Consider the following 13,498-nt stretch of genomic DNA (forward strand, 5'->3'; position numbering starts at 1 on the left):
AGCGGTGTCTTGCCAGATGCCACGGTTTATATCGGTAACAGACCGGTCGTGTTGCAGGAGTACCCGGATCGGTGAACTAGTTCACAACCAACCTCGCCGGGTTGCCTGCACCCCGGCCTGGAACCGGGTGCTCGCGCCGAGCCGCTCCAGTAGTCGCGCGGTCCGGCGGACCACAGTACGCCGAGACATGCCGAGCCGTCGCGCGATGGTGTCGTCGGTGGCGCCGAGACCCATCAGCGTCAGGATCGCGCGGTCACGTTCGTCGAGGGCCTCCGCGGTCGGGTTCACCGAGATGGGCGCGGCCAGCGACCACAGCACGTCGAACGTTTTGATCAGCAGGTCCAGCGCGGGTGAGCCGGTGATCCGCAAGCCCATGGGGTCCGGGCGGCGTTCGTCGACGTGCAGCACCAGGCTAGCGCGTTCGTCGTCGCTGACGATCATTTTGAACGGCGGCTCCGGCAGCGTGCGCGCCTGTGCCCCACTGGCATTGGTGGACAGGGCGTGGCGCAGCCGCTCCGGATCCTGATAGATGGTGTCCTGGTAGAGCGTCTGGTAGCGGATGCCTTCACCGAGCCGATTCCGCTTGAGCTGGAACAACTGTCGCTCGCGCTCGAGATCGCTGAGGTAGGGCCCGCGTTCGATCACCTTGACGCAGGTGCGCGCGCTGGTCTGCATCTCCTCGAAATCGGCGAGCATTTCCAGGCGTTCGAAGACCGGCACCACGGCGCCGTTGCTGCGCGGCGAGCGGCGCACCGAACGGAACGTCTCGCTGAGCCGCGCTGCGGCCGTGTGCATCTGGTTGATCTGCTGTTGCCTGCGCCGGGCCTCGGCCTCGGACAGCGATTCCGGGGCGTGCGCGTCCCACACCGCGGGACCGTCGTCGGCGCCGGGCACCCGCACAGCGGCGCGCAGGTCCGCGAGCACGTTCAACGACGCCGCGGCCGTCTCCTCCGAAACGCCCAGGTACTGCGCGATATCGGGGAGACTCGATCGCGGATGATGCACCAGCACGGCGTAGGTGCGGCCGTGCGGTGATCCAGGCTCGAAGATGTCGCCCAGCTCTGTCACGATCCGAGCCTATCGACCGACCGGTCCTGGTGGGGCTCCCTGCCCGGGAATGGGGGCAGGGATCGGCGGAATATCAAGCCGGGCAGCGGAATCAGTGGGCCGACGGGCCCCACTGCAGCGGCACACCCTTGGCCGCCAAGTACGGCATCGGGTCGATCTTGGTGCCGCCCTGGTCCCAGATCTCCAGGTGCAGGTGGGGGCCGGTGGACTGACCGCGGTTGCCGACGGTGGCGATCACATCGCCCGCGTTGACCCGCTGGCCGACGTGCGCGAGCATCTCGTTGACGTGGCCGTAGACGGCGGTGGTGCCGTCGTCCTGCCGCACGCGCACCCACAGGCCGAAGCCGGACGCGGGGCCCGCCTCGATCACCGTGCCGCTGCTCACCGAGTGGATGGGGGCGCCGATCTGATCGGCGAAGTCGAGGCCGTAATGCATTTCGCCCCAGCGGCTGCCGAAGCCGGAGCTGATCTCGCCGCCGACCGGGCGCACGGCGCCCATCGGGGCGGGCGCGGTCTGCTGCTGCACGCCCTTGAGGATCTGCTCGGCCTGGGCCAGCGGGCCGGCGATCTCCGGCGGGAGGTTCTGCAGGCCGAACGGCGCGGGGGCGGGAGCGGCGATCTGGCTGGCCACCGGCACCTCGGGGGCAGGAGCCTCCGGCGCGGGGGTGGCGGCCTTGACCTGGGCGACCGGCAGAATGCCGGTGCCGCGGAAGGTCATCGGAGCATCCGCTTCGTCGCCGTCGTGCGCACCGGGCAGCAACGGACTGGCGACCGCGGGGGCGATCTGGGAGACGGTGCCGATCAGGGCGCCCGCGGCGACCGCGACGCCGGCGGCGACCTTCACCCGGTCGGTCGCGTTCGACTCGACGCGATGCCGCGTCGGCCGACCCGAGATTTCATCGCCGATGAGGCTCATGACGGTAATGGAACTGGGGCCTACCCGATGGTGCGACACAGCTGCGTCCTTGCGTCCGAAGAACAGGTGGTTCAGCGGTGCCGGGCCTTCGCGGACCGGTTCGGTAACGATCCGGTGAAGCTTGCGATGTAACGGTTTGGCATCCGTTGTGACGGGAACTCTACCCCGTCGTGACCATTCCGCAACCTTCTGCGCAAAGACGCAGGTAAATACCGGGTCGCACGTCCAGTAGGACACACTGGAGCCGTGATCATCGATGACTTGACCGTCCCGATTGTCCTCGCTCCGATGGCCGGTGGGCCCTCAACGCCCGAATTGACCGTCGCGGTCACCGCGGCCGGTGGTTTCGGCCTGCTGGCCGCCGGTTACCTGAGCGCGGCCGACACCGCGGCGCGCATCGCCGCCACCCGCGCCGCGACCGACTCCCCCTTCGGCGTCAATCTCTTCGTGCCCGGCCCGGCCGCCCCCGCCGCCGAGTTCGCCGGCTATCTGGCCGAGCTCGCCCGCGAGTATCCGGTCGGCGACGCCAAGTACGACACCGACGACTGGGACGCCAAGCTGGATCTGCTCGTCGCCGAACCGGTCGCCGTCGCCTCCTTCACCTTCGGCTGCCCGACCGCCGCCGAGATCGACCGGCTGCGGGCCGTCGGCACCGAGAGCTGGGTGACCGTCACCTCGCCGGCCGAGGCGCGGATCGCGCTCGAGCGCGGCGCCGACGTGCTCATCGCGCAGGGCTCGGAGGCGGGCGGGCATCGCGCCACCTTCGTCGACCGGCCCGCGGACGACGACACCGATCCGCTCAGCGTGCTCGCCCTGCTGCAACTGCTGACCGCCGCGACGGACCGGCCGGTGGTGGCCACCGGCGGCATCAGCACCGGCGCGGGCATCGCGGCAGCACTCGCCGCGGGCGCGGCGGCCGTACAACTCGGCACGGTGTTCCTGCGCTGCCCCGAGGCGGGCACCAATCCGGTGCACCGCGCCGCGCTGACCGCCGACACCCCGACCATGCTCACCCGCGCCTTCACCGGCCGCCGAGCCCGTGGCCTGCGCAATCGATTCATGGTCGAGCACAGCGCGACCGCACCCGCCGCGTACCCGGAGATCCATTACGCCACCGCGCCTTTGCGGGCGGCCGCCCGGTCCGCGGGCAACCCGGACAACGTGAATCTGTGGGCGGGACAGACGCACACCCTGGCCCCGGAGTTACCGGCCGGCGAACTGGTCCGCACGCTCGCGGCCGAGACGAAAACCGCACTGAACGCGGCACTTTCGCGGCGAATCCAGGTTTGTTGACAACGACTTTCGATTAGAATCGAGACGCATCGCATCGGCCATCCACCCTTGGAGGAGAGCGCTATGTCCCTCGATGTCCCAGCCCCACTGCTCGAACGCGCCGAACGCGGCGAAATCGACGACGCCGATTTCGTCGAGGTCGTCCGCCAGTCGCTGCCCTACGCCTACGAAGTCGTCAGCCGGGTGGCCGGCGAACTGCGTTCCGGCAGTGAAGAATACGCCGACAACCTGGTCGCACCGCCGGACGAGGTGGCGCGCGGGCAGCTGCTGCGCGCGATGGCCTCCGACGCGATCCGCGGCGGACTGGAGCGGCACTTCGGCGTGAAGCTCGCCTTCCAGAACTGCCATCGGGTGGCCGCGTTCCCGCTGTCCGCGGTCGGCGGCGAGACCTACAGCACGTTCATCGGTACCAGGGCCCAGCTGCTGAATCAGAGTCCGGAACTGCGTAACTGCTGATCGCCCACGCGGAAAACCCGGCGCGGCAAGCTCTTCCGCGCCGGGTCGACCGTGAGCGAATCAGGACAGCGTGGTGACCGTCAGGTCGCCGTCCGCGTACTGGGCGCGCAGCCGCTTCTTGTCGAACTTGCCGACGCTGGTCTTCGGCACCTCGGCGATGAACGTCCAGCGTTCCGGCAGTTGCCATTTCGCGAACTTGTCGGCGAGGAAGTCGCGCAGCTCATCGGCCTTGGCCTCGGCGCCCTCGGCGAGCACGATCGCGACCAGCGGCCGCTCGTCCCACTTCTCGTCCGGCACGCCGATCACGGCCGCCTCGGCGACCGCAGGGTGGCCCATCACGGCGTTCTCCAGGTCCACCGACGAAATCCATTCGCCGCCGGACTTGATCACGTCCTTGGACCGGTCCACCAGGGTGAGGTAGCCGTCCCGGCTGATCTTGCCGACGTCACCGGTGCGCAGCCAACCGTCGTCGAACTTGTCCGGGTCGACCTCGGCGCCGTCCGGCGAGTAATAGGAGCCGGTGATCCACGGACCGCGAACCTCCAACTCGCCCAGTGCTTCCCCGTCGTTCGGGACCACGCTGCCGTCGTCGCCGACCAGCCTGGCCTGCACGCTGGCCGGGAACCGGCCCTGGGTATAGCGGTATTCCCACTCGTCCTCGCCGGTCGCGCCGGTCGGCGGGTGCGCGACGCTGCCGAGCGGTGAGGTCTCGGTCATGCCCCACGCGTGCAGGATGCGCACGCCGTGCTTCTCCTGGAAGGCCCGCATCATCGACGGCGGCACCGCGGAACCACCGACCACCGCGGTCCGCAGATGGGTGATGTCCTGCGGATGCGCGGCCAGCCCGGCCAGCACGCCGCCCCAGATGGTCGGCACCGCGGCGGCGAAGGTCGGTTTCTCCGCCGCCATCATCTCCAGCAGCGGGCCCGGCTGCAGGAACCGGTCCGGCATCAGCACATTCGCGCCCGACATCAGCGCCGCGTACGGGATGCCCCAGGCGTTCGCGTGGAACAGCGGGACGATGGCCAGGATCGTGTCGCGGCCGGTGAAGGCCATGCCGCTCGGCGAGCACACCTGCATGGCGTGCAGCCAGTTCGAGCGGTGCGAATACACCACGCCCTTCGGGTCTCCGGTGGTGCCGGAGGTGTAACACATCGCGGCGGCCGAACGTTCGTCGATCACCGGGAAGTCGTAGGTATCCGGTTGCGCGGCAAGGAGTTCGGTGTAGGAGTGCACCTGAACGCCCGCAGGCGCGGACAGCGTGGACGCGTCGCCGTTGACCACGATGACGTGCCGGACCGTCTTCAGGTTCGGCAGGTACTGGGCGAACATCGGCAGCAGCGTGCCGTCGACCAGCACCACCTGGTCCTCGGCGTGGTTGGCCACGTAGACCAGCTGATCGGGGAACAGCCGGATGTTGAGCGCGTGCAGCACCGCCCCCATCGCCGGGGCCGCTATGTAGGCCACCAGGTGCTCGTTGTTGTTCCACATGAAGGTGCCGACTCGATCGCCGATGCCGATGCCCAACTCCCGCAACGCGTTGGCCAGCCGCGCCGCGTCCGCGCCGACTTCGCGATAGGTCATGGTGCGCACGCCCGTACCGGTCCAGGTGGACACGGTCGAATCGCCGACAAACGTCGATGCGTAGCGCAGCAACGTCGCCAGCGACAACGGCTCGTCCTGCATAGTGCTCAACATCGGAACTCCTTTTTCTTCAGTGACTTCCACTCAGAAAGCCAAGTCTGTTTCGGTCACCTTCGGGGTTTCCGCCGTGAGCCCGTAGAGCAGGCCGACCCAGCGGATCAGCTCGGGATACAGAACCGGTTTCCCGCTGGTGAGCACGGCGCACGACAGCGCGCGCTCGGGGTCGGCCCAGGCCGCGTTGTTGGTGAAGCCGAGGTGGCCGAAGGCCTTACGGGTGTCGGGGCCGTACAGGCTCACCACCCGGCCGCCGAGCATCGGGCCGTAGCCGAAGCCGAAGTTCATGCCGAGCGACAGGTCGGGTTCGATCCGGGACTGCGGAACCAGCGCGGCCGCAATGGTTTCCGGCCGCATCACCCGGACGCCGTCGAGTTCGCCGCCGCGGCGGAAGATCTCGTAGAAGCGGGACAGTTCGTTCGCGGTGCTGACCACGTTCGCGGCCGGCGCGATGATGCCGAGATAGGCGGGGTCGTTGCCGGTTTCGACGGCCTCGGCGAAGGACACCCCGAGTAGTCGTTCCATCGCGAGCGACAGCGGTGGCATCGGGGCGATGCCGGTGCGGTAGTTGCGGGCGAGGGCGGGGAAATCCTGGGGCGCCACACCGTAATTCGTCCAGCGGAAGGACAGTGGGCGCAGGATCTCCTCGGCCAGGACGGTGCGGATGTCCTTGCCGGTGACCCGGTGGACCACCTCGCCGAGGATGAATCCGCCGGAAAGAGCGTGGTAGGACTGGAATCGGCCGGGTGGCACAGACGGGCGGACCGCGCACAGATTCCGCACCAGCAGTGCACGATCCGCGACGGCCTCGGCGGTCAACGCCTCCCGCGGCAGGTTCGCCACCCCGGACCGGTGCGCGAGCACCTGGCCGACGGTGATGGATTCCTTACCGTGGCAACCGTATTCGGGGATGTACCGGCTGATCGGCGCGGTCAGCTCGACCAGGCCGCGGTCGACGAGCAGATGTACGACGAAGGCCGTGACGCCCTTCGAGGCCGAGTAGGTGACGAACGGAGTGCGCGGGGTGGCGAGCACCTTCGGCGCATCGGCGTCGTCGTCCGGGCCGTTGCCGTGCGCGTGACCGAGCGCCCGATCGAAGACGACCACGCCATGCCTGCGCACACAGACCTGCACGGCCGGATGCACGCCGCTGCGGTACACCAGCCGCATCCGCCGCCAGATCCGCTCGGCGTAATCGGCCGGCAACCCCAGCTCGGTCGGTTCGGCCTCGGCGCCGATGGACGCGACGGACTCGATATCTTCCGGGATCCGACTCCGATGGAGCAGGTCAGGCAGCTTCGAGAGGTTACGGACGCGCGTCAGCATGGTTCAGCACGCACCGACCATGAGCCACATCACAGGGCGAATGCTACCGAACAGTAAAGGCGGCCGGGCAGTGCTGAACAGGAATGTTCTCCGAAGACCAATGCGACGGCATGCGCCCTCACTTTCGGCAGGTCAGGTGCGCCGATTCAGCCGGCGTGCGCCGGGTAGGCGTGCACGACGGCGGTATTCAGCTTGGGCACCACGTGGGTGAGGGTGTGCTCGGCCTCGTGGGCGACGCGGTGGGCGTCGGCGAGGGTGATGGTCGGGGCGACGTCCAATTCGACGTCCGCGTGCAGCCGATGGCCGATCCAGCGCATGCGCAGGCTGCGCACCCCCTGCACGCCCGGCTCCGCGGCGAGGGCCTGCTCGGCGGCGGTGACGAAGTCGGGCTCGACCGCGTCCATCAGGCGGCGCAGCACGTCCCTGGCCGCGGTGCGCAGGACCGCGAGGATGGCAACGGTGATCAGCAATCCGATGATCGGGTCGGCGAGCGGGAAGCCGAGTGCGACACCGGCCGCGCCGAGCAGCACCGCCAGCGAGGTGAATCCGTCGGTACGGGCGTGCAGGCCGTCGGCGATCAGCGCGGCCGAGCCGATTCGCCGGCCGACTCGGATCCGGTACAGCGCGACGGTCTCGTTGCCGAGGAAGCCGATCACCCCGGCGACGGCGACCCAGCCGAGATGTTCGATCGGCACCGGCGCCAGCAATCGGCGGACCGCCTCGTACCCCGCGATCAACGCCGACAGCGCGATCATCGCGACGACGAACAGCCCCGCGAGATCCTCGGCGCGACCGAAGCCGTAGGTATACCGGCGGGTGGCCGCGCGCCGCCCCAGCGCGAACGCGATCCACAGCGGCACGGCGGTCAACGCGTCGGAGAAGTTGTGAATTGTGTCTGCGGCCAAGGCAACTGAGCCGGAGGCGACCACGACCAAGACCTGCAACACCGCGGTCACGCCGAGCACCACCAGGCTGATCTTCACCGCGCGAATGCCTACGGCACTGGCCGCCAACGCGTCGTCGACACTGTCGGCCGCGTCGTGGCTGTGCGGTGCGAAGATCTCCCGAAGCGCCCCGCGCAACCCGGCCGGATGCGTATGGGCGTGTTCGCCGTGTGCCTGCTGATGCTCGAAACTGCCTGGCTTTTCCTGACTTTCGTGGTGTGTCATCGCACTGTTCCAGTTCGTCCGGGCAGCTCTCGTACAGTCTCGCTGCGGTGGTGCGGCGGAATGCCGGGACCGGCGTGCTCGGCGTTGTGGACGGCATCCACGACCAGCTGCCGGACGTGTTCGTTCTCCAGGCTGTAGTAGATCGTGGTGCCGGAGCGGCGGGTGCTGACCAGTCGCGCCATCCGCAGCTTGGCCAGATGCTGGGACACCGAGGGCGCGGGCTTGCCGACGTGGCCGGCCAGGTCGTTCACCGACAGTTCGCGATCGACCAGTGCCCAGAGGACTTGAACTCGGGTCGCATCGGCCAACATCCGGAAAACCTCGACAACCAGACCGACCTGATCCTCCGCCAGCTGCGGGCGACCTTCCTGGCTATCTGCATTCATACGCAGATAATAGACCAGCCGAATGGTCCCCGGCACGGCCAATTCCCCGAGTTCATCCCCACCGGACCGGAATGGCGGCGACACCCCCTGCGTGGCCGCCGACATGCCGGTCCGTCCCCATCGAACCGTTCACTGTCTTAGTCGCTATGGCCCGAGTGCGCCAGCCAACCTGCCGGAACAACATCCGAATGAGACAAAACCCGCTGGTCGGTCCCCGCTGGACAACCGGCAGTTACCGCCGTGACCAGCGCGAATTCGCCCGTGCCACAGCGACGCTCACGATGTCGATATGCAATTACATCTGCACGCCTATAGCAGGCCGACCAGTAGGCTTTGTCCGCTTTTCTCGATTCAGATTACTCAGCCACACGCCTGCCGCGGGGCGCCGAGCCGGTGTGCCAGCAGGAAATTCATCAAGTCGCGTTGCAGCCCGATGCCGCGGCCGGACTGCATCAGCAACCCGCCGCCGATGTGGTCGGGGCCGATCGGCGTCCGGAATTCGGCGAGGACGCAGTTTCCTGCGTCGTATCGTTCGACCGTGGTCGGCACCGGGTCCGTGGTTGCCGTGACCGCGGTCGGCACAGCCGGTACCGAGGGCTCGCCTGCGAGACGGTAAGCGCCGAGCCACTGGGTCAGGTTGGCGCGGCCGATTGGATACAGGCTGGTCTGGTCGGCCAAGTCCTGCAAGAAGAATCCGGGTACCGGCCTGGCTCGTTCGCCCATCGCCGTGACGATCGATCCGCCGGACAGGTCCGCGCTGAACGTCTGCGGATCCAGCCGATACGGCCCGCCGGCCATGGGCGCGATGGCCGCGTAGAGGTCCGGGTAGCCCGCGGCCAGGACCGTGGACATCGCGCCACCCGCGGAGTACCCGCCGACATATACGCGCGACCGATCCAGCCCGAACTCGCCGATCAAGGACGTGGTGAGGTCGGCGATGATCGACGACTCCCCTTGCCCGCGTGACTGATTCGCCGGATCGAACCAGTTCCAGCAGTACCGCTCGTTGGCCGCCGCGGTCTGGATCGGATAGGCGAGCACGAACCCGAGCTCATCGGCGATCTCGGTCAAGGAGAATCCGGTGTCGGCGAGCTGGCTCTGCGGATCGGTGCAGCCGTGCAGGTAGATCATGAGCGGCTTGCCGGCTGGATCTCCAGGCGGAACATGCAGGTAGTAGTCCCGCGCACCCGCCGCGTTGGCGAAGCTGCGCTCGACTACCGGCGCCTGCGCCGAGGCCGGACCGGCCGGCAGGAAAGGCATGCTCAGCGCCAGGAAGGCGAGCACGACAGCCGTCATTCGGCCGCGCGGCCTGGTACGCACCATCGAGATTCCTTCCGGCAAGGTCGTTGTCGAATGTACCGCCCGCCGGATGCCTAACGGGCGCAATGGGTTCCGCACATACTGAGCGATCGATCACAGCCACCGGGCCGCACGTCCGATGCCGCACCCTACGAGTAGTACGACCTGACGCCCGCAACGGCGGTCCGCTCGCTAGCGTAGGGGTATGCCAGTGGATCGAATGCTGCCGACGTCCGAGGCTCGGGACCTGCTCGAGCTGACCCGCGATATCGCCGACAAGGTGCTCGAGCCGCGGGTGGTCGAGTGCGAGAAGACCGGGACGTTCCCCGACGGCGTCTTCCCCGCCCTCGGCGCGGCCGGCCTGCTGAGCCTGCCGTATCCCGAGGAGTTCGGCGGCGGCGCACAGCCCTACGAGGTGTACCTCCAGGTACTCGAGGAGCTGGCGGCGCGCTGGGCGGCGGTCGCGGTCGCGGTCAGCGTGCACAGCCTGTCCTGCCATCCGCTGTTCACCTTCGGCACCGGCGACCAGCAACAGCGCTGGCTCGCTGACATGCTCGGCGGCGAAACCATTGGCGCCTACAGCCTTTCCGAACCGCACGCGGGTTCGGACGCGGCCGCGCTGCGCTGCCGGGCGGCGAAAGTCGAAGGCGGATACCGGATCACCGGCGCGAAGGCGTGGATCACCAACGGCGGCCGCGCCGATTTCTACACCCTGTTCGCGCGGACCGGCGAGGGCTCCCGGGGCATTTCGTGCTTCCTGGTGCCGCGCGACACCGAGGGCCTGAGCTTCGGCAAGCCCGAGGAGAAGATGGGCCTGCGCGCCGTGCCGACCACCACCGCCGCCTACGACGACGCGTTCCTGCCCACCGAACGGCTGATCGGCGAAGCGGGACAAGGGCTTTCGATCGCCTTCAGCGCCCTCGACTCCGGCCGGCTCGGCATCGCCGCCGTGGCAACCGGTTTGGCGCAGCGCGCGCTCGACGACGCGGTCGCCTACGCCAAGGAGCGAGAAGCGTTCGGCCGCCACATCATCGACCACCAGGGTCTCGGCTTCGTGCTCGCCGACATGGCCGCGGCCGTCGATTCGGCCCGCGCCACCTACCTCGACGCGGCCCGCCGCCGCGACGCCGGACTCCCCTACTCGCGGCAGGCCAGCGTCGCGAAGCTCATCGCCACCGATGCCGCCATGAAGGTCACCACCGACGCCGTCCAGGTGCTCGGCGGGTACGGCTACACCCAGGACTTCCCGGTCGAGCGCTACATGCGCGAGGCCAAGGTCATGCAGATCTTCGAGGGGACCAACCAGATCCAGCGCCTGGTCATCGCCCGCCAGCTCGCCGGGAGCTGACCGCCGATCTGGCCGAAAATGCCGATTCCCTGACCGCGGATCTCTTCGGACCTGCGGGTTCGGCGCTTAGGCTCGGATCATGACAACGCCGTCCATCATCATTATCGGAGCGGGGTTCGCCGGACTCGGGGTGGCGCTCGAGCTGCGGCGGGCCGGGCTGGACTCGTTCACCATCCTGGAACGGGCCGCGGATCTGGGCGGCGTGTGGCGAGAGAACACCTATCCCGGCGCCGCGTGCGATGTGCCCTCGCCGCTGTACTCATGGTCCTACGAGCCCAAATCCGATTGGCCCCGGCGGTTTTCGGAGCAGCGCGACATCCACGCGTACATGCGCGGGGTCGCCGCGAAGCACGATTTGACCCGGTTCATCCAGTTCGGCACCGAGGTGAGCGACGCCGAGTTCGACGAGCGGACCGGGCGCTGGACCGTCACCACCGCGGACGGCACGCAGCTCACCGCCGATATTCTGGTGCCCGCCGTCGGCCAGCTGTCGCGGCCGGCCATGCCGAACATCCCCGGCCTCGACACCTTCGCGGGTCCGGCCTTCCACTCCGCCGAGTGGGATCACAGCGTCGACCTGACCGGCAAGCGCATCGCCTGCATCGGCACCGGAGCCAGTGCGATCCAATACATTCCGCGGATTCAGCCCGCGGCCGCCCACCTCACGCTGTTCCAGCGGTCGGCGGCGTGGGTGCTGCCGAAGTTCGACACCGAATACAGCAGCACGCACAAGGCGGTGTTCAAGTACCTGCCACCGACCCGGCTCGCCGAGCGGTTCGCCATCTGGTCGCTGTTCGAGGTGCTCGCGCTGGCGCTGACCGACATCCCGGCGATGAAGACCCCGGTGATCGCGCTGGCCGACCGGCACCGGGACAAGCAGGTGCCCGACGCCGAACTGCGCGCGAAGCTGACCCCCGACTACGCGGCGGGCTGCAAGCGCGGGCTGTTCTCCAACGAGTACTTCCCGGCGCTGGCCCAGCCGAACGTCACGGTCGAGACCACCGCGATCGAGGCGATCACGCCGACCGGCATCCGCACCGCCGACGGCGTCGAGCACGAGGTCGATGTGATCGTCTACGGCACCGGCTTCAAGGGCACCGAATTCCTCGCGCCGATGAACATCTACGGCGTAGGCGGGCGCAAGCTGGCCGACGTCTGGGGCGAGGAGGGGGCGCGCGCCTTCCTCGGGCTGTCCGTGCCGAACTTTCCGAACCTGTTCATGATGTACGGCCCGAACACCAATGTGGGCTCCGGCTCGATTATCTACATGCTGGAATCGCAGGCCCGCTACATCCGGCAGGTCGCGCAGTACCTCACCGACCGGCCGGGCCGCTCGCTCGCCGCCAGGGCGAGCGCCGAAGAGCACTGGGACGACTGGCTCCAGCGGCGGCTGAAAGATACGCCGTGGAACTTCTGTTCCAGCTGGTATCGCAACGCGGCGGGCCGCATCACCAACAACTGGCCGGGCGCCACCGTGCTCTACCGCTGGAAGACAAAGACTTTCGAGCTGGCCGACTACGACGAGGCACAGGCCGAACTCGCGCCCGCCGACGTGCGCTAGCTCGCAGACCGCGCCGTCTGTTTTCAGCCGAGTCTCAGCAAGTGCCCAGTAAACTGGGCATTGTTCGATACCCGGCTATGGAAGAGGTACGCGCGGTGTTGTGGCTACTGATCGTCGTGGTGATCGTGGCGGTGGGCGCTCTCATCGTGGTGCAATCGCGACAGAGCAAGCAGCGCACGGCCACCGAGCTCGCCGACGCGCTGGCCGACGCCCGCCAGGTCAACGAGCGGCTCGGCGGCCAGATCTACAACCTCACCGGCTCGAACGAGGCGGCCAAGCAGGCGTTGGTCGACGCGTCCGAGCGGCAGCTCGCCGCCGGGTCGCAACTCGATCAGGCACGCACGCCCGCGCAGGCGCGGCTGGCGAAACAGACCGCACTCGAAGGGCTCTATTACATTCGTGCCGCGCGTAGTGCGATGGGCATGGATCCCGGGCCCGAGGTCCCGGCTCTGGACGGGCAGGACTCCGCGGGCAAGGTCACCGAGAAGCGGGTCGTCGAGCACGACGGGCGGGAGATCGCGGCCTCGCCGGACCCCTCATCGGCGACGCCGAACTACTACCCGGGCGGTCGAGTCGCGGGACGCCCGGTGCCCGCGGGGTGGTACTCCGAGCCGTGGTGGAAGCCCGCGCTGATCGGCGGGGCCTGGGGGCTCGGGTCGGCGCTGCTGTTCTCGTCGCTGTTCTCCGGGATGTCCGGGGTCGGGTATGACGCGCAGGGGTTCGAGAGCGGGTATGGGGACGGGTATCAGGACGGGTTCGCGGCCGCGGGGAACGACGGTGGGTACGACTCCGGTGGGGACAGCGGGGGTGACACTTCCGGGTACGACTCCGGCGGCGACGCAGGCGGATTCGATGGCGGCGGCTGGGATGGTGGTGGGTTCGACAGCGGTGGTTTCGATGGTGGTGGCGGGTTCGACGGCGGGAGTTTCTGAGCCTGCCCGCTACGGCTAGCACCACCCTCGAGCCGCCTGCCTGCAC

General features: G+C 68.5%; 12 protein-coding genes. 5 read left to right on the forward strand and 7 right to left on the reverse strand.

The window, feature by feature from the left end:
- Positions 1–81 precede the first annotated feature (81 nt).
- Both AB0M22_RS35445 and AB0M22_RS35450 read right to left on the reverse strand, forming a co-directional pair.
- Positions 82–1,068 carry a LuxR C-terminal-related transcriptional regulator gene (locus AB0M22_RS35445; RefSeq protein WP_364736312.1) on the reverse strand — a complete coding sequence of 329 codons (987 nt, stop codon included), beginning with the start codon at positions 1,066–1,068 and terminating at the stop codon, positions 82–84.
- 91 nt (positions 1,069–1,159) lie between these two features.
- Positions 1,160–1,984 carry a M23 family metallopeptidase gene (locus tag AB0M22_RS35450; RefSeq protein ID WP_364736313.1) on the reverse strand — a complete coding sequence of 275 codons (825 nt, stop codon included), beginning with the start codon at positions 1,982–1,984 and terminating at the stop codon, positions 1,160–1,162.
- Between the two features lie 246 nt (positions 1,985–2,230).
- Between AB0M22_RS35450 and AB0M22_RS35455 the strand changes: the two genes are divergently transcribed.
- Positions 2,231–3,277, forward strand: coding sequence for a nitronate monooxygenase (locus AB0M22_RS35455; RefSeq protein ID WP_364736315.1), 1,047 nt, complete (start codon positions 2,231–2,233; stop codon positions 3,275–3,277).
- 63 nt (positions 3,278–3,340) lie between these two features.
- Complete coding sequence (locus AB0M22_RS35460) at positions 3,341–3,733, forward strand: SCO5389 family protein (protein ID WP_364736317.1); 393 nt, start codon at positions 3,341–3,343, stop codon at positions 3,731–3,733.
- A gap of 60 nt (positions 3,734–3,793) precedes the next feature.
- On the opposite strand, the gene AB0M22_RS35465 is transcribed toward AB0M22_RS35460, so the two are convergent.
- From AB0M22_RS35465 to AB0M22_RS35485, 5 genes are all read right to left on the reverse strand, one after another.
- The gene (locus AB0M22_RS35465; RefSeq protein ID WP_364736319.1) at positions 3,794–5,431 is read right to left on the reverse strand and encodes a long-chain fatty acid--CoA ligase; all 1,638 of its coding nucleotides are present in this window, start codon (positions 5,429–5,431) and stop codon (positions 3,794–3,796) included.
- A 30-nt stretch (positions 5,432–5,461) separates the two neighbouring features.
- Entirely contained in the window at positions 5,462–6,757 is a 1,296-nt protein-coding gene (locus AB0M22_RS35470) for a serine hydrolase domain-containing protein (RefSeq protein ID WP_364736321.1), read from the reverse strand.
- A 146-nt stretch (positions 6,758–6,903) separates the two neighbouring features.
- The gene (locus AB0M22_RS35475) at positions 6,904–7,926 is read right to left on the reverse strand and encodes a cation diffusion facilitator family transporter (protein ID WP_364736323.1); all 1,023 of its coding nucleotides are present in this window, start codon (positions 7,924–7,926) and stop codon (positions 6,904–6,906) included.
- Positions 7,923–8,312: a metalloregulator ArsR/SmtB family transcription factor gene (locus AB0M22_RS35480; RefSeq protein ID WP_364736325.1), complete on the reverse strand. Its 390-nt coding sequence runs from the start codon at positions 8,310–8,312 to the stop codon at positions 7,923–7,925. Before AB0M22_RS35480 ends, AB0M22_RS35475 begins: the two co-directional genes overlap by 4 nt.
- 360 nt (positions 8,313–8,672) lie before the next feature.
- Positions 8,673–9,635, reverse strand: a complete 963-nt coding sequence (locus AB0M22_RS35485; protein WP_364736327.1) for a PHB depolymerase family esterase — start codon at positions 9,633–9,635, stop codon at positions 8,673–8,675.
- 181 nt (positions 9,636–9,816) lie between these two features.
- Here AB0M22_RS35485 and AB0M22_RS35490 point away from each other — a divergent pair, with 181 nt between their 5' ends.
- From AB0M22_RS35490 to AB0M22_RS35500, 3 genes are all read left to right on the forward strand, one after another.
- Complete coding sequence (locus tag AB0M22_RS35490) at positions 9,817–10,959, forward strand: acyl-CoA dehydrogenase family protein (RefSeq protein WP_364736329.1); 1,143 nt, start codon at positions 9,817–9,819, stop codon at positions 10,957–10,959.
- Positions 10,960–11,038: 79 nt separating this feature from the next.
- On the forward strand, positions 11,039–12,520 hold the full coding sequence (locus AB0M22_RS35495) for an NAD(P)/FAD-dependent oxidoreductase (protein WP_364736331.1): 1,482 nt from the start codon (positions 11,039–11,041) through the stop codon (positions 12,518–12,520).
- A gap of 77 nt (positions 12,521–12,597) precedes the next feature.
- Positions 12,598–13,452, forward strand: coding sequence for a DUF1542 domain-containing protein (locus tag AB0M22_RS35500; RefSeq protein ID WP_364736333.1), 855 nt, complete (start codon positions 12,598–12,600; stop codon positions 13,450–13,452).
- Positions 13,453–13,498: the final 46 nt, after the last annotated feature.

The sequence above is a fragment of the Nocardia sp. NPDC051756 genome (genome assembly GCF_040681495.1).
GTDB lineage: Bacteria > Actinomycetota > Actinomycetes > Mycobacteriales > Mycobacteriaceae > Nocardia.